16 protein-coding genes are annotated in these 15,859 nt (G+C 56.2%); 12 read left to right on the top strand and 4 right to left on the bottom strand.

What is annotated here, in order from left to right; translation table 11 throughout:
- The first annotated feature begins 27 nt into the window (after positions 1-27).
- The 11 genes from sucC (at position 28) to ROA7450_RS06095 (ending at position 11,677) form a co-directional block, all read left to right on the top strand.
- The gene (sucC, locus tag ROA7450_RS06045) at positions 28-1,221 is read left to right on the top strand and encodes an ADP-forming succinate--CoA ligase subunit beta (RefSeq protein WP_085804793.1); all 1,194 of its coding nucleotides are present in this window, start codon (positions 28-30) and stop codon (positions 1,219-1,221) included.
- Between the two features lie 4 nt (positions 1,222-1,225).
- Complete coding sequence (locus ROA7450_RS06050; protein WP_085804794.1) at positions 1,226-1,642, top strand: hypothetical protein; 417 nt, start codon at positions 1,226-1,228, stop codon at positions 1,640-1,642.
- A gap of 55 nt (positions 1,643-1,697) precedes the next feature.
- Positions 1,698-2,579 carry a succinate--CoA ligase subunit alpha gene (sucD, locus tag ROA7450_RS06055; protein WP_085804795.1) on the top strand — a complete coding sequence of 294 codons (882 nt, stop codon included), beginning with the start codon at positions 1,698-1,700 and terminating at the stop codon, positions 2,577-2,579.
- 69 nt (positions 2,580-2,648) lie between these two features.
- Entirely contained in the window at positions 2,649-3,173 is a 525-nt protein-coding gene (locus ROA7450_RS06060) for a DUF805 domain-containing protein (protein ID WP_085804796.1), read from the top strand.
- Entirely contained in the window at positions 3,170-6,124 is a 2,955-nt protein-coding gene (locus ROA7450_RS06065) for a 2-oxoglutarate dehydrogenase E1 component (RefSeq protein WP_085804797.1), read from the top strand. Before ROA7450_RS06060 ends, ROA7450_RS06065 begins: the two co-directional genes overlap by 4 nt.
- A 3-nt stretch (positions 6,125-6,127) precedes the next feature.
- Positions 6,128-7,648: a 2-oxoglutarate dehydrogenase complex dihydrolipoyllysine-residue succinyltransferase gene (odhB, locus tag ROA7450_RS06070; RefSeq protein WP_085804798.1), complete on the top strand. Its 1,521-nt coding sequence runs from the start codon at positions 6,128-6,130 to the stop codon at positions 7,646-7,648.
- A gap of 1 nt (position 7,649) precedes the next feature.
- Positions 7,650-7,919, top strand: coding sequence for a hypothetical protein (locus ROA7450_RS06075; protein WP_085804799.1), 270 nt, complete (start codon positions 7,650-7,652; stop codon positions 7,917-7,919).
- A 229-nt stretch (positions 7,920-8,148) separates the two neighbouring features.
- Positions 8,149-8,634, top strand: coding sequence for a hypothetical protein (locus tag ROA7450_RS06080; RefSeq protein ID WP_143534378.1), 486 nt, complete (start codon positions 8,149-8,151; stop codon positions 8,632-8,634).
- On the top strand, positions 8,631-9,041 hold the full coding sequence (locus tag ROA7450_RS06085) for an MAPEG family protein (protein WP_085804801.1): 411 nt from the start codon (positions 8,631-8,633) through the stop codon (positions 9,039-9,041). Before ROA7450_RS06080 ends, ROA7450_RS06085 begins: the two co-directional genes overlap by 4 nt.
- A gap of 119 nt (positions 9,042-9,160) precedes the next feature.
- A complete protein-coding gene (gene lpdA, locus ROA7450_RS06090) occupies positions 9,161-10,549 on the top strand; it encodes a dihydrolipoyl dehydrogenase (protein WP_085804802.1) in 1,389 nt (462 codons plus the stop codon).
- Between the two features lie 78 nt (positions 10,550-10,627).
- Positions 10,628-11,677 (top strand): PLP-dependent cysteine synthase family protein, encoded by a 1,050-nt coding sequence (locus ROA7450_RS06095; protein WP_085804803.1) that lies wholly within the window; start codon positions 10,628-10,630, stop codon positions 11,675-11,677.
- 30 nt (positions 11,678-11,707) lie between these two features.
- Here ROA7450_RS06095 and ROA7450_RS06100 read toward each other — a convergent pair whose 3' ends face one another.
- The 4 genes from ROA7450_RS06100 to ROA7450_RS06115 are packed head-to-tail and all read right to left on the bottom strand — an operon-like array spanning position 11,708 to position 14,613.
- The gene (locus ROA7450_RS06100) at positions 11,708-12,310 is read right to left on the bottom strand and encodes a pyridoxamine 5'-phosphate oxidase family protein (RefSeq protein ID WP_085804804.1); all 603 of its coding nucleotides are present in this window, start codon (positions 12,308-12,310) and stop codon (positions 11,708-11,710) included.
- Positions 12,297-13,037, bottom strand: coding sequence for a lysophospholipid acyltransferase family protein (locus ROA7450_RS06105; RefSeq protein WP_085804805.1), 741 nt, complete (start codon positions 13,035-13,037; stop codon positions 12,297-12,299). Before ROA7450_RS06105 ends, ROA7450_RS06100 begins: the two co-directional genes overlap by 14 nt.
- Positions 13,034-13,939, bottom strand: coding sequence for a cell division protein FtsX (locus tag ROA7450_RS06110; protein WP_085804806.1), 906 nt, complete (start codon positions 13,937-13,939; stop codon positions 13,034-13,036). The genes ROA7450_RS06105 and ROA7450_RS06110 overlap by 4 nt, the downstream gene beginning before the upstream one ends.
- Complete coding sequence (locus ROA7450_RS06115; protein WP_085804807.1) at positions 13,936-14,613, bottom strand: cell division ATP-binding protein FtsE; 678 nt, start codon at positions 14,611-14,613, stop codon at positions 13,936-13,938. The genes ROA7450_RS06110 and ROA7450_RS06115 overlap by 4 nt, the downstream gene beginning before the upstream one ends.
- Positions 14,614-14,760: 147 nt before the next feature.
- On the opposite strand from ROA7450_RS06115, the gene ROA7450_RS06120 reads away from it, so the two are divergent.
- On the top strand, positions 14,761-15,804 hold the full coding sequence (locus ROA7450_RS06120; RefSeq protein ID WP_085804808.1) for a zinc-ribbon domain-containing protein: 1,044 nt from the start codon (positions 14,761-14,763) through the stop codon (positions 15,802-15,804).
- Positions 15,805-15,859: the final 55 nt, after the last annotated feature.

The raw sequence follows: 15,859 nt of genomic DNA on the forward strand, positions 1-15,859 counted from the left end.
TTAATCGCAGCAACACGGGATAGGTTGATGAATATCCACGAATATCAGGCGAAGGCTCTACTTCGCTCTTATGGCGCACCGGTTTCAGACGGACGCGTCGTTCTTCGTGCCGAAGAAGCCAAAACAGCAGCCGGTGAAATGGACGGCCCACTTTGGGTGGTCAAGGCGCAGATCCACGCAGGTGGACGCGGCAAAGGAAAATTCAAAGAGGCCGGCGCTGGCGAAGAGGGCGGCGTTCGTCTGGCCAAGTCGGTTGAAGAAGCCGCCGACGAAGCCAAGAAAATGCTTGGCCGCACATTGGTCACCAAACAGACCGGCCCGGCGGGTAAACAGGTCAACCGCGTCTACATCGAAGACGGCGCAGGGATTTCAAAAGAATTTTACCTCGCCCTGCTGGTTGATCGTGGATCGTCGCGCGTCAGCTTTGTTGCCTCGACCGAGGGCGGCATGGATATCGAAGAAGTTGCTGAAAGCACACCAGAGAAAATCCTCAGCTTCTCGGTTGATCCAGCAACCGGGTATCAGGCATTCCACGGACGTCGCATCGCTTTCATGCTGGGCCTTGAGGGTGCACAGATCAAACAATGTGTTGGCTTGATGGGTACGCTGTACAAAATGTTCTTGGAAAAGGACATGGAGATGCTCGAGATCAACCCACTGATCCTGTCAGACAAAGGCGACCTCAAGTGCCTTGATGCCAAGATGGGTTTCGACAGCAACGCCGTCTACCGCCACCGCGACATCTCAGAACTGCGCGACGTAACCGAGGAAGACCCTAAAGAGCTTGAGGCTTCCAAATACGACCTCAACTATATCGCGCTGGATGGCGAGATCGGCTGCATGGTCAACGGCGCGGGTCTGGCGATGGCCACAATGGACATCATTAAACTCTACGGAGCCGAGCCCGCCAACTTCCTTGATGTGGGCGGTGGCGCGACCAAGGAAAAAGTCACCGAGGCCTTCAAAATCATCACCTCAGACCCTCAGGTCAAAGGCATTCTGGTGAACATCTTCGGCGGCATCATGCGCTGCGATGTGATTGCCGAGGGCGTTGTGGCAGCCGTGAAAGAAGTCGGCCTCAAGGTGCCGCTGGTTGTTCGTCTCGAAGGCACCAAGGTGGAAGAAGGCAAAGCGATCATCAACAACTCCGATGTTGACGTCATCGCCGCCGACGACCTCAAAGACGGTGCCGAGAAAATCGTGAAAGCGGTAAAGGGTTAAATCGTTGCGTCTGACCAAAACACTTCTCGGCCTTGGCCTCATCGCCGCCCTCGGGGCCTGTGCAGGCAAGTCGTCCCTCAAGGCCGACAGCATCCGCGCCCTGCCCGAGGTTTCGATGGATCAGGCGATGGATGCTTTCCGTCAGGTCTGCATCAATAACGGTACAGATCCGACAGGTGGTAAGGTGAAGTTCGCTCGGGGCAAGACACCCGGTGGGCGGCAAGCCTGCACCATGCGGGCCCGTCCCGAGGCGGGCGTGGATGTTCTGCAGGATCTGCAATCTCGATTTGGCAATACGCAACAGGTTCCCGACACCATTCTCATCCAGTTCCCCGGCTATCCGAACGGGCCGCTGACATACGTCGGTGGCAAGGACGGGACAGCCGAGGAAGGTACATATCAGGTCGGCGTCACGTCGTGATCCGATCATCCCAGGGCCATGAGGCCCGACACATTTTTTCAAAGGAGAACGCCACATGGCAGTCCTCGTAGACAAAAACACCAAAGTCATCTGTCAGGGTCTGACCGGCTCGCAGGGGACTTTTCACTCGGAACAGGCCATCGCATATGGCACACAGATGGTTGGTGGGGTCACCCCCGGCAAGGGCGGACAGACCCATCTGGACCTGCCGGTTTTCGACAGCGTGCACGAGGCGAAACACGCCACCGCCGCCAACGCATCGGTGATCTACGTGCCGCCTCCATTTGCGGCGGACAGTATCCTCGAGGCGATCGACGCCGAGATGGAACTGATCGTTGCCATCACCGAAGGCATCCCGGTTCTGGACATGCAGCGTGTCAAACGCGCCTTGGAAGACAGCAAATCCATCTTGATCGGCCCCAACTGCCCCGGCATCATCACACCCGACGCCTGCAAAATCGGCATCATGCCCGGCCACATCCACAAGCGTGGCTCGGTCGGCGTTGTTTCTCGCTCGGGTACTCTGACTTACGAGGCGGTGAAACAAACATCGGATGTGGGCTTGGGACAATCAACTTGTGTTGGTATCGGCGGCGACCCGATCAAAGGCACCGAGCACATCGACGTGCTGGAATGGTTCCTGGCGGATGATGAGACGCAGTCGATCATCATGATCGGCGAAATCGGCGGCTCGGCCGAGGAAGAAGCCGCGCAATTCCTGATCGACGAGGCCAAGAAAGGCCGCTCCAAACCCGTCGCGGGCTTCATCGCTGGCCGCACCGCCCCTCCGGGCCGCCGCATGGGCCACGCCGGTGCCATCGTTGCCGGTGGCAAAGGCGGTGCAGACGACAAGATCGAAGCCATGCGCGCCGCAGGCATCATCGTCGCCGACAGCCCCGCGGGCCTTGGCGAAGCGATGCTTGAGGCGATTGGCTGATTTCGAACAAAATAGTAGGCCGAGCTTCAGCTCGGCTTACACAAATCATCACAGTACTATGAGTTTATAATGGGTCCAATTGAAGCAATCACGACATGCTTCCGCAAATATGTCACCTTTTCTGGCCGTGCGTCTCGCGCTGAATTTTGGTGGTTTGCGCTCTTTTTTATACTAGTGGATTACGGTCTCTCTCAGTTGGACAAAGCACTATTCACGTACCCGGTAATTGACCTACCATACATCACCATGTCAGGTGCTAACATGACCTTCACGTTGAGCTTAGGTTCAGGTTTTTTCTCCCCTATATGGTCATTTCTGATTTTGCTTCCATTTCTGGCAGTAGGTTGGCGGCGGATGCAAGACGCAGGTCGCCCCGGCTATTGGTTTGCATTACTTCCGGTATGTCTTACCGTGATCGTGGGCGCGGTTTTCCTTCTAGCCACTATCGGTGCAACCATACTCGCGCATTTCCTTTTGAAATCTAGCTTTCTCATATTGATTGGAGCGTTCGTTACTACGCTGATCAATCTTCTCGGTAGCAGCCAACAAAAAACAAACAAATACGGCCCCAACCCAAGTGAGGTAACGTCATGACCGACCAATCCCCCAACGACCAGTTTCATGCCTCGTCCTTCATGCAGGGGCACAATGCGGAGTATCTGGAGCAGCTTTATGCCCGCTACGCCAATGATCCGAATGCGGTAGATGAAGCCTGGCAGGCCTTCTTTGCCCAGCTCGGTGATGACGAAGTATCCGTCAAGGCCGAGGCGGCAGGCCCTTCATGGACCCGTCCCGATTGGCCCCCGGAACCCATGGATGACATCACCGGCGCACTGAACGGCGAATATCCGGCCGAGGCCAAGGACGCAGGCAAGAAGATCAAAGCCAAGGCAGAGGCGGCTGGGGTTGAGGTGTCTGACGAGGCCATCAAACAGGCGGTTCTGGATAGCGTCCGCGCCCTGATGCTGATCCGCGCTTACCGGATTCGTGGTCACCTGATCGCCAATCTCGATCCGCTGGATCTACGTGAAAAACCCTTCCGGCCTGAACTCGACCCGAAATCCTATGGCTTTGCCCGCGAAGATATGGACCGCCCGATCTTCATCGACAACGTGCTTGGGCTCGAAATGGCCTCGATGCGCGAGATCCTGTCGATTGTTCGCCGCACCTATTGCGGCACCTTCGCCCTGCAATACATGCACATTTCTGACCCCGAGCAGGCCAACTGGCTCAAGGAACGGATCGAAGGATTTGACAAGGAAATCCGTTTCACCCGCGAAGGCCGCAAGGCGATCCTGAATAAGATGGTCGAGGCCGAGGGTTTCGAGAAATACCTCCACGTCAAATACATGGGCACCAAGCGTTTCGGTCTTGATGGTGGTGAAAGCCTGATCCCGGCGATGGAGCAGATCATCAAACGCGGCGGCTCACTTGGTGTGCAAGATATCATCATTGGCATGCCCCACCGGGGTCGTCTGTCGGTGCTGGCCAATGTAATGGGCAAACCCTATCGCGCCATCTTCAACGAATTCCAGGGCGGCAGCTTCAAGCCCGAGGATGTTGATGGTTCTGGTGATGTGAAATACCACCTCGGGGCATCCTCGGACCGTGAGTTCGACGGCAACAATGTCCACTTGTCGCTGACTGCCAACCCGAGCCACCTTGAGGCGGTGAACCCGGTCGTCATCGGCAAAGCCCGTGCTAAACAAGATCAGATGGGCGACACAGACCGGATCAAGGTTCTGCCGATCCTGCTGCACGGTGACGCGGCCTTTGCCGGTCAGGGTGTTGTGGCCGAATGTTTTGGCCTCTCGGGCCTCAAGGGTCACAAAACCGGCGGCACCATGCACATCGTGGTCAACAACCAAATCGGCTTCACCACCGCTCCGCACTTCAGCCGCTCTAGCCCCTACCCGACGGATATCGCTTTGATGGTCGAAGCGCCTATTTTCCACGTCAACGGCGACGATCCAGAAGCGGTGGTTCACGCGGCCAGAGTGGCCACCGAGTTCCGCCAGAAGTTCCACAAGGACGTCGTGCTCGACATCATCTGCTACCGCCGGTTTGGACACAACGAGGGCGACGAGCCCATGTTCACCAACCCGATCATGTACAAGAAGATCAAAAAACAAAAGACCACGCTCAGCCTCTACAGCGACCGTCTGGTTAAAGACGGGTTGATGCCCGAGGGTGAAGTCGAAGACATGAAGGCCGCTTTTCAAGCGCATCTGGCAGACGAGTTTGAGATCGGAAAAGAATACCGGCCCAACAAGGCCGATTGGCTGGATGGCAAGTGGTCACACCTTGACAAGAAAGACGAGGATTACCAGCGCGGCGAAACCGCGATGAAGCCCGAAACCATGGCCGAGATTGGGAAATCCCTGTCCTCGGCGCCCGAAGGCTTCCCACTGCACAAAACCGTTGCCCGCCTACTCGACACCAAAGCCAAGATGTTCGAAACAGGCACCGGCTTCGACTGGTCCACCGCCGAGGCCATGGCCTTTGGCTCGCTGCAGCTCGAAGGCTACCCGGTCCGGTTGTCCGGTCAGGACTGTACCCGCGGCACCTTCAGCCAACGCCATTCGGGCCTAATCAACCAAGAAACCGAAGAGCGCTACTATCCCCTCAACAACATCCGCAAAGGTCAGGCGCATTACGAAGTCATCGACTCGATGCTCTCGGAGTATGCCGTGCTCGGCTTTGAATACGGCTACACGCTGGCCGAACCCAACGCGCTGACCCTGTGGGAGGCGCAATTTGGCGACTTCGCCAACGGCGCGCAGATTATGTTCGACCAATTCATCAGCTCGGGCGAAAGCAAATGGCTGCGCATGTCCGGTCTGGTCTGCCTGCTGCCCCATGGGTTCGAAGGGCAAGGCCCCGAACACTCCTCGGCCCGTCTGGAACGGTTCTTGCAAATGTGCGGTGGTGACAACTGGATCGTAGCGAACTGTACGTCCCCAGCGAACTACTTCCACATCCTGCGCCGGCAGATGCACCGCACCTTCCGTAAACCGCTGATCATGATGACGCCGAAATCACTGCTGCGCCACAAGCTCTGCGTTTCAGACGCCGAAGACTTCACCACCGGCTCCAGCTTCCATCGTGTCTTGTGGGATGACGCCCAAAAAGGCCATTCCGACACCGAGCTGGTCAAGGATGGCAAAATCAAACGCGTCGTCATGTGCTCCGGCAAGGTCTATTTTGATCTGCTCGAAGAGCGCGACAAACGCGGCCTTGATGATGTTTACCTGATGCGTCTGGAGCAGTTTTATCCGTTCCCGGCCATTTCGATGGTGAACGAACTCAGCCGGTTCAAACAGGCCGAGTTTGTCTGGTGTCAGGAAGAGCCGAAAAACCAAGGTGCCTGGTCCTTCATTGAACCCAACATCGAATGGGTCCTGCAACGGATCAAAGCCAAAAACACCCGCGCCGAATATGCCGGTCGCCCGGCCTCGGCCTCGCCTGCCACGGGCCTGGCCGCACAACACAAAGCACAACAAGAAGCGCTGGTCGACGCCGCGCTGACCAGCAAAGGGAAATAAGAGATGCCAGTAGAAGTCCGCGTACCCACCCTAGGCGAATCCGTGACCGAGGCCACCGTTGCCACATGGTTCAAGAAACCCGGCGATGCCGTCGCCGCCGATGAAATGCTCTGCGAGCTGGAAACCGACAAGGTCACCGTCGAAGTGCCCGCCCCCGCCGCTGGCACCATGGGCGAGATTGTCGCCGCGGAAGGCCAGACCGTTGGCGTTGATGCCCTGCTCGCCATGATCAACGAAGGCGAAGGGGCCGCCCCGGCCCCCGCCGCCGCAGCGCCCGCCGCTGCAGCGCCTGCTGCCACAGGCGGGGGAGACAGCATCGACGTCATGGTCCCCACGCTGGGCGAATCTGTGACCGAAGCCACCGTTGCCACTTGGTTCAAAAAGGTCGGCGATGCCGTCGCTGCCGATGAAATGCTCTGCGAGCTGGAAACCGATAAAGTCTCGGTCGAGGTGCCTGCCCCTGCCTCAGGCGTGCTGGCCGAGATCGTTGCAAACGAAGGCGACACCGTACAGGCCAACGGCAAATTGGCGGTACTATCGTCTTCGGGCGGAGCCGTCGCCGCAGCCCCAGCAGCAGCCGCTGCGGCTCCCGCTGCCTCCGCCAATACCGGCAAGGATATCGAGAACGCACCATCGGCGAATGTCGCCATGGCCGAAGGCGGCCTGAGGCCTGATCAGGTACAGGGTACCGGGCGTGACGGTCGCATTATGAAAGACGATGTCGCCCGCGCCGCCGCAGCTGGTGCAAGTGCGGCACCCGCCGCAGCACCAGCCCCGGCACCCGCTGCCGCAGCACCGCGCCCGGCCTCTCCGGCAAACGATGCCGCTCGCGAGGAACGCGTCCGCATGACCAAGCTGCGTCAGACCATCGCGCGCCGTCTGAAAGAAAGCCAAAACACCGCCGCCATGCTTACCACCTATAACGAGGTCGACATGACCGAGGTGATGGCCCTGCGCAACGAATACAAAGACGAGTTTCTCAAGAAACACGGTGTCAAACTGGGCTTTATGTCCTTCTTCACCAAGGCCTGCTGCCACGCCCTGAAAGAAGTGCCCGAGGTCAACGCCGAAATCGATGGCACCGACATCGTCTATAAAAACTTCGTCCATATGGGCATTGCCGCTGGCACGCCCACCGGTCTGGTGGTTCCGGTCATCCGCGACGCCGACGCAATGTCATTTGCAGGCATAGAAAAAGCCATCGCCGAAAAAGGCGCTCGCGCCCGTGACGGTAAGCTTAGCATGGCCGAAATGCAGGGCGGCACCTTCACCATCTCCAACGGTGGTGTCTACGGCTCGCTGATGTCCTCCCCCATCCTGAACCCGCCACAGTCAGGCATTCTGGGCATGCACAAGATCCAGCAACGCCCGATGGTGGTGAACGGAGAGATCGTCGCCCGCCCGATGATGTATCTGGCACTTAGCTACGACCACCGCATCGTCGACGGCAAAGGTGCCGTTACCTTCCTCGTCCGCGTCAAGGACGCGCTCGAGGACCCACGTCGTCTATTGATGGATCTCTGATATGGCTACTCATGTTTTATGGCAGGCCGATGTCGCCGATTTCGATGTCTGGCTCAAGGTTTTTAACGAAGACAAATCTGTCCGAGAGGCCGCGGGCATCCGCGACCTCCACATCTGGCACGATCCGGATCAACGCAACCATGCCATCGCCCTATTCGAGATCACCGATCTGGACAAGGCGACAGCCTTCCTCGAATCCGAGGCACTGGCCATGCACCACGAACGCGGCGGTGTGGCACATATCGAGATCAAGGTGCTGAAAGAGTCCTGAGCTTAGGGCGCACTTGATCAAAAGGTGCTCGTAGGGTGGGCAATTTGCCCACCTAATCCATATTTCTGGCGGATCGCTGTAATTCCAGAGGACAACATTCATAGTGTCAAATCGCTCGCAATACTGGCTAACGAAGAAGATAGAGTCAGCTCTGCCTCCACTTATGTTGATACCCTTGGCGGCCCCATCGCAAAATGCTGCTATGGACATGGCAAGCCTTCGCTTGTCCATGAACGAGGCCGCCCCGATGGAAGCTTCTGGAAAGGTTCGACTTTTTACAGGAGTACGCCTTACCATAATATTATGCGCACTAGCACTTGCAATTGCATATGCACTTGGCTTGGACGCAGCTTCAAAGATTCCCGGCCAATTCGTAAAAATCTCATTAGTTGTGGCTATCGCCGCCGCCCATGGAAGATACGGCGAATTTTTCATGGCCTCCACTCAGCTGTGGAAAAACCTATTTTGGTATATAGCCATGGTTATCTCTGGTGCCGCCGTAATTCTTTTGCCAGCGGGGCCGCTGATCCCCATAGCTGCAGCCGTCTTCTCACTGATTTTACTTGTACCGCTTACTTACGGTGGTTGGGTTTGTTTCACGAATGTTAAGCTGGCTTTATTTGCCCGCCAGCTGTCTCGATTTTCGAAAACGCTTTCCAAATCTGACAAGGCTGAATTTCAGGTTCGTATGAAACGCAACGTTAATGCATTATGACCCCCGAACTCACCGCCCTCACTCTCGCCGCGCTCCTTCAGGTCATCCAGTTCGTCCTGATGTCCGTGCCCGCCAATCTGGAGCTGGGGCCGGGCAAAACTACTTCGGCGCGGGATCGCTCGAAACTGGGCGGTAGTCTCGAGGATCAGCTCAGCGATAAAACAGCGCGGCTCTATCGGGCGATGAACAATCATTTCGAAGGGCTCATTCTCTTCTCCATCGCCTGTGTGGTGATCACGCTATCTGATCAGTCCACATCTTACACGGCTTTCTCAGCGTTCACTTACCTCGCCGCGCGCATCCTCTATATTCCAGCCTATTACTTCGGCCTGCGCCCCTGGCGCTCTGTGATCTGGTTGATCGGTTTTGGTGCCACAACCCTCATGTTGATTGCGGCGCTGGTCTGACCTCGCGCACCCCCAAAGACCGATTTGTACATTCCCGACACCTCGGGTAACAATTGCGTACATAATCCGCGTATATGTTGTACCACTGGTACATAAATCAGACCCGACAGGAGACCTAAATGGCAAATTATGACGTCATCGTAATTGGTGCAGGCCCGGGCGGCTATGTCGCCGCAATCCGCTGTGCCCAGCTGGGCCTGAAAACCGCCTGTGTCGAAGGGCGCGAAACCCTCGGCGGCACTTGCCTGAACGTTGGCTGCATACCGTCCAAGGCGCTTCTGCATTCCTCACACATGCTGCACGAGGCCGAGCACAACTTTGCCAAAATGGGCCTAAAGGGCAAGTCGCCCTCGGTCGATTGGAAAGAGATGCTGGGATACAAGGACAGCGTCATCGAACAAAATACGAAAGGTATCGAATTTCTGTTCAAAAAGAATAAGATTGACTGGCTTCAAGGCTGGGGTTCCATCCCCGAAGCGGGCAAGGTTAAGGTGGGCGCCGAGGTCCACGAGGCCAAAAATATCATCATCGCATCGGGATCTGAGCCGTCGTCGCTGCCGGGTGTTGAAATCGACGAGAAAGTCGTCGTCACCTCCACCGGCGCGCTGGAGCTGGGTAAAATTCCAAAGAAAATGGTCGTCATCGGTGCCGGCGTGATTGGTCTGGAACTTGGTTCGGTCTATTCCCGATTGGGGGCCGAAGTGACTGTTGTTGAATTCCTCGATGCTGTCACCCCCGGCATGGACGCCGAAGTGCAAAAAACCGTCCAACGCATGCTGAAAAAACAAGGCATGAAGTTCGTCATGGGCGCTGCGGTGCAAAAAGTCGAGGCCACCAAAACCAAGGCCAAAGTGCACTACACACTGCGCAAGAACGACAAGGAAGGCATGCTTGAAGCTGATACCGTTCTTGTCGCCACCGGCCGCAAACCCTTCACTGATGGGCTGGGCCTTGCCGAGCTTGGCGTTGAAATGACCGAGCGCGGCCAGATCAAAACCAACGCGCAATGGCAGACCAATATTCCTGGCATCTACGCCATCGGAGACGCCATCGAAGGCCCGATGCTGGCTCACAAAGCTGAAGACGAGGGCATGGCCGCCGCCGCACAGATTGCGGGCAAACATGGCCATGTGAACTACAACGTGATCCCCGGTGTGATCTATACGCACCCCGAGGTCTCAAGCGTCGGCGAAACCGAAGAAACTCTGAAAGAACAAGGCCGTGCCTATAAGGTTGGCAAGTTCTCTTTCATGGGGAATGGTCGTGCCAAGGCAGTTTTCGCGGGCGAAGGTTTTGTCAAACTGATCGCCGACAAGGAAACCGATCGCATCCTTGGCGCCCACATCATTGGACCTGCTGCAGGCGATTTGATCCACGAGATCTGTGTCGGAATGGAATTCGGCGCCTCTGCCGAGGATATCGCCCTGACCTGTCACGCGCACCCGACCTTTTCCGAGGCCGTGCGCGAGGCCGCACTGGCCTGCGGCGACGGCGCGATCCACGCCTGATCAATCAACAAAGGCCGGTGATGTTTTTCACCGGCCTTTTTTATTCACAGCGCAGGCCGCAACAACGATAGGTTAAACATGCCAAACTGGGTTTCCGACGCAATCAGGAAAATCGAAGCAGACTACCAGCGTTCAGCGGACACCCACTTGTTTAAATTGCCGATTCCTAGTCTTGATGGGATCGACATCTATCTTAAAGACGAAAGCACGCACCCCACTGGCAGCCTGAAACACCGTCTGGCACGCTCGCTGTTTCTCTATGCTCTGTGCAATGGAAAATTGCACGAAGGCAGCACTGTTGTTGAAGCGTCCTCTGGAAGTACCGCGGTGTCTGAGGCTTACTTTGCCCAGATTTTGGGTTTGCCCTTCATTGCCGTGGTGCCCCGCAGCACCGCCCAAAGCAAGATCGACAAAATCGCTCTGTTTGGCGGCAAGTGCCACTTTGTCGACAGCGCCCCACAAATGCATGATGCCGCGACCAATTTAGCGACTGATATTGGCGGCTATTTCATGGATCAATTCCTCTATGCCGAACGAGCTACTGATTGGCGCGGTAACAACAACATCGCCGAAAGCATCTTTTCGCAGATGGCGAGTGAGCCCCATCCAGTTCCTCACACCATCGTTATGAGCGCCGGTACCGGCGGGACCTCGGCCACCTTAGGGCGCTTTATCCGCTACAAAGGCCATGGCACGCAACTGGTTGTGGTCGACCCGGAACACTCTGTTTTTTATGACAGTTATCAGAGTGGCGACACAACACTCACCGCCGATTGCTCCAGCCGGATTGAGGGGATCGGGCGACCCAAAGTCGAGAAATCCTTTCAACCCGATATCATTGATCGGATGTTAAAAATTCCCGACGCTGCCAGCGTTGCCACTATCCACTGGCTTGAAAGGTTGATTGGGCGCAAGGCAGGTCCTTCGACCGGAACGAACCTCTGGGGGACGTTGAAAATCGCACAGGAGATGGTTGAACGCTGTCAAAAAGGTTCCATTGTTTCGCTGATGTGCGATAGTGGAGAACGGTATCTCGACACCTATTACAACCTGGATTGGGTTGCAGAGAAATTTGGCGACATACAGCCTTATCATGAAACTCTGAAAATCTGGAGCAAACGCGGCTAAGATAGGAGCCGCCGAAAATGACGACCTCACTTACCACATGGTTTTTGCCGCACGCGGCCCCCACTCGGTGTCGTACGTTTCGCCACCTTCTTCACCATCCGTTTGCTCGGCCAGTATTTCGCCAACTGTTGGCAGGCCTTCGCTATCGTCGCGCGACCAGAGGCCTGCACGCATTGGCGCCCGGGCACATTGTGTATAAATCTCGCCAATGCGGATCACGATCACCGTCGTAGGTTGGCGGGCTTTGTGTTCAAACCGTGCTCGCAGATCGGCATCTTCGGTCAATTTGGCTTGACCATTCAGGCGCACAATCGTGTTCAATCCGGGCACTATAAACATCAGCGATACACGACCATCCGACACGATATTGCGCAGCGAATCCAAACGGTTGTTGCCCCGCCAATCCGGCATCGCCAGCGTCTGTTCGTCCAGCTCGGTCACGACCGGTCCGTCATCCCCACGCGGGCTGCCATCGGTACCGCCCGGGCCGACGGTGGTAAGTACGCAAAAGCGCGATGCCATGATCCACTTTCGATATAGAGGCGTCAGGCGTGTGGCCACCTTTCGAATAGCAGCCGATGGGGGCTGACCGTAAAGCGCTTCCAGATTTTCGACATCCTCAATCCACTGCATCAGGATCAAACCCCGCTTCCCGCATCAAAGCATTCGATTTGGTTTCAATGATCTCTTCCAATGTCGCCAGAAATTCTCGGCGCGATAACCCAGCCTCGATCCGAGGTAAAAATTCCACCACCGCCGTGCCCGGTTTACGCATGATCCCTTTGCGCGGCCAAAACAGGCCGACGTTCGCAGCTACTGGTACGCAGTCCTGTTTGAGTTCCTCATACAATACAGCGGTGCCAACCTTGTAGGGGGCTTTTACGCCGGGTGCGATCCGGGTGCCTTGTGGGTAAATGATCAATTGGCCCGGATGCTGTTTGCCCTTGGCAACATCAACCACCATTCTCTTGATCGCCGCGCTGCGTTTGCCGCGATTAACCGGCACACATCCCAACCGAAGCCCGTACTGCCCGATCACCGGGGCCCACATGAGCTCGCGCTTCATAATAAATTTACCCGAAGGAACGCTTGCGAAGATTAGAATGATATCGAGGAAAGACTGGTGTTTACCCGCGACGACAACCTCATCTGTCGGGGGTGTTCCGCGCACTTCGGTCTTCAAACCCACCATCCAACGCGCCGTCCAGCGGACCCACCAGCACCAGGTTTTGCACGCCGCTAGCGCCCCACGGCGACTGATCAATGCCCAAGGGAAAAATAAGATGCCTAGCACACCCATCATGATGTAGATCTGCCCAACAAAAATCAGGGATCGCACCCATTGAACTGCGTCTTTCATGGTGTCTCCCTCAGAATCCTGGTTGCGGCTATACGGGTCGCCACAAAGGCCACACAACCCGCCAATAGGGGCACGATCAGTGGCCACAACCATTGTGCCCCCACAAAACCTAAGTCGGTCAGGAACCCGCCTTCGGCCTGCGGCGTAGGCAACAACAAAATCGCGAAACTGGCAAGCAACATGCCAACGGCACCGCCGGTCAAGGCCCGCAAAGTAAACCTGCGGACAAAGGCATGAACGATGTATGTGTCGCGAGCACCAACCAAGCGTAATACATCAATCACTTGCTTGTTGGCCACCAGGGCAGCATTGGCCGCCAGAGTGATGATTGCGCCTACTGATGCCGCAATCAAAAGCAGTGACATCCAGCCAAAAAACCGGAGCCTGTTCGCCGCCTTGATCAGTGGTTGTCGCCATCTGGTGTGATCATCCAAGGTGGCCCCCGGGGCCTCGGCAGACAGACGCAGTCGCAGGCCGTCTGAATCAAAGCCTGCGCTGCTCTCGATTACTTCGATAAGGCGCGGAATTGGCAATGCATCCACCGGGACATCCGGCCCAAACCATGGCTCCAACAGCGCGCGTTGTTCATCATCAGTCAATGCACGGGCACCGGCGACGCCGGGAGTTGTCTCCAGAACTTTAAGCACGGCAGCGGTTTGACTATCGAGCTGGTCCTGTGGCGCAGAAATCTTGATCGTAGAGCTGCGCGACAGGTCAGCCCCCCAGTGTTCCGCCAGTTTCCCCGTTGCGAACGAAAAGGCCAGAACAAAAACCGCCAAAAACGCCATTGCCCCGGCACTGAACAAGGTCAGCCAAGCTGTGTATCCGGTCGGTGGTACAACCTTATCGGCCTGCGTGTCGCCCGCGAAAAATTCTGTTACTTTGGTCCAATCAATATTCACAGATCCGCCCCCGCAAGTTGCACCCGACGATTGGAAATGCGCAGCACCCGCGCCTGAACCTGCGATTTTGCAGCGCGGATCAGGCCAAGATCATGGGTGGCAATCATGATTGTCTTTCCCATACGGTTCAGCTCGACCAGCAGGCGTAAAAGGCGCTGAGACATTTCCCAATCTACGTTGCCCGTGGGCTCGTCCGCCAACACCACATCCGGCGACATAATCAAGGCCCGCGCCAAAGCTGCGCGTTGACGCTCACCACCTGACAGTTCTGGCGGCAAAGCCTGCGCGCGCGATGCCAGACCAACCCAATTGGTCAGCTCTTTGAGGTTCACCGCCTCGGCCAGAAGATCACGATTTGAGACCATCAACGGCAGGGCAATATTGTCAGATACACTCAGGTGATTGAGGAACTGGCAATCTTGGTGCACCACTCCGATCCGCCGTCGCGCCTGTGCAATGTCATCACGCTCCATCGTCCGGCGATCTTGGCCAAACATCTTCAGTTGCCCGGTCGTCGGAACCAACGCGCCATAGCACAGTTTTATCAGCGTCGTTTTCCCGGCACCGGACGGTCCCGTGAGGAAATAGAACCCCCCCGGTGACAGCTCAAGCGACACCTCGCTCAGCAACTCTCCGCCGCCATAATTGTAGGCGATGTTTTCTAGCTCGATCACAACAATGCAGCCCCTTTTGCTCTTGCACACTAAATGCCTGACCGGGCACATTTGTGCAACGATTAGAGCGAGCTTTTGCTTTGGCCTTTTCCATGGCCAATTTTCAGCCTATGGTTCGAACAACTGTCGGCAGAAACAGGTGGGACTATGCGGCTGACTTGCCCAAATTGCGGAGCTCAATATGAGGTTCCTGCTGAGGTTATTCCTGAAGCAGGACGCGATGTGCAATGTTCGAATTGCAACGATACTTGGTTTCAACCTCATCCAGATAGCGAACCTGACATTCAAGATGAGTCACTGCAGGCGCACTTTGCGCGCCGTGATTCGGAATTGAGTGGGAGTACTGAAGAGGCAGAACCGGAAATCTTCGAGCAAGAATCTGGATCTTCGCAGGAAGAAATTGCAACCACGCTCAATGACGATATGGCACAAAGTGTGGCAGACGCCGAAGCCGAACTTTCAGAAACACTGCCTGACGAATTTGAAAGCGATGAAGCGGCTGAAGATCTGGGGCAGGTAACGCCAAATTGGGACGAACCTGAAGAGGTCCGTGCATCGACCAAAGAGGATACCGCTGAAACCGAAGATGAGCATGGGCCTGATCTGGAAGCGGAGCCTGTTCATCCGGAACCCACACCGGCACCTGCCCCTCGTGATATCGATCCAGCGATTGCACGAATTTTGCGCGAGGAAGCCGAATGGGAACAAGAAGCCCGAAAAAAAGAGGCCGCAGGCGGGCTTGAGGTGCAACAAGATCTGGGATTGCCCTCACCTCAAACAGCGCTCCCTGAAACAGAGACACAACCACGTGTCGTTCAAGTTGCAGATCGTACCGAAGCCATTGCCGATGAACCTGCCTATTCCTCGCGACGGGATCTGTTTCCAGACATCGAAGAGATCACCTCGTCTCTGGGCAGCGACGAAGATCACGTGCCTATGAGGGAACCCGAGGCAAGCTCTGCCGAAAAGAAGCGTGGGTTCAAAAGCGGCTTTCTGCTCGCGGTTTTGGTATTCGTCACAGCAACAGTGATTTACGTCACCGCAGATGACATAGGTCAAAGTTTCCCCTCTATGGAAGGTGCGATGTCCTCATATTCAGACGCTGTTGATGCCGGGCGCCTGAAGCTTCAGGAAAGCGCGAGTGGCCTAAAGGGATGGTTCAGCCAAATGTCAGAGCCGACTGCGGAATAATATCGAACACTGCAGATAATCAAACGCGCTTGGATGCCCTGCTTGGGGCTGAACG

The sequence above is a fragment of the Roseovarius albus genome (assembly GCF_900172335.1).
Lineage (GTDB): Bacteria > Pseudomonadota > Alphaproteobacteria > Rhodobacterales > Rhodobacteraceae > Roseovarius > Roseovarius albus.

Coding starts and splice junctions, on each gene's coding strand:
- sucC (WP_085804793.1), top strand. CDS start 28: ATGAATATCCACGAATATCAGGCGAAGGCTCTACTTCGCTCTTATGGC.
- ROA7450_RS06085 (WP_085804801.1), top strand. CDS start 8,631: ATGACCCCCGAACTCACCGCCCTCACTCTCGCCGCGCTCCTTCAGGTC.
- ROA7450_RS06100 (WP_085804804.1), bottom strand. CDS start 12,310: ATGCAGTGGATTGAGGATGTCGAAAATCTGGAAGCGCTTTACGGTCAG.
- lpdA (WP_085804802.1), top strand. CDS start 9,161: ATGGCAAATTATGACGTCATCGTAATTGGTGCAGGCCCGGGCGGCTAT.
- ROA7450_RS06105 (WP_085804805.1), bottom strand. CDS start 13,037: ATGAAAGACGCAGTTCAATGGGTGCGATCCCTGATTTTTGTTGGGCAG.
- ROA7450_RS06065 (WP_085804797.1), top strand. CDS start 3,170: ATGACCGACCAATCCCCCAACGACCAGTTTCATGCCTCGTCCTTCATG.
- ROA7450_RS06060 (WP_085804796.1), top strand. CDS start 2,649: ATGGGTCCAATTGAAGCAATCACGACATGCTTCCGCAAATATGTCACC.
- ROA7450_RS06120 (WP_085804808.1), top strand. CDS start 14,761: ATGCGGCTGACTTGCCCAAATTGCGGAGCTCAATATGAGGTTCCTGCT.
- sucD (WP_085804795.1), top strand. CDS start 1,698: ATGGCAGTCCTCGTAGACAAAAACACCAAAGTCATCTGTCAGGGTCTG.
- ROA7450_RS06080 (WP_143534378.1), top strand. CDS start 8,149: ATGAACGAGGCCGCCCCGATGGAAGCTTCTGGAAAGGTTCGACTTTTT.
- ROA7450_RS06075 (WP_085804799.1), top strand. CDS start 7,650: ATGGCTACTCATGTTTTATGGCAGGCCGATGTCGCCGATTTCGATGTC.
- odhB (WP_085804798.1), top strand. CDS start 6,128: ATGCCAGTAGAAGTCCGCGTACCCACCCTAGGCGAATCCGTGACCGAG.
- ROA7450_RS06095 (WP_085804803.1), top strand. CDS start 10,628: ATGCCAAACTGGGTTTCCGACGCAATCAGGAAAATCGAAGCAGACTAC.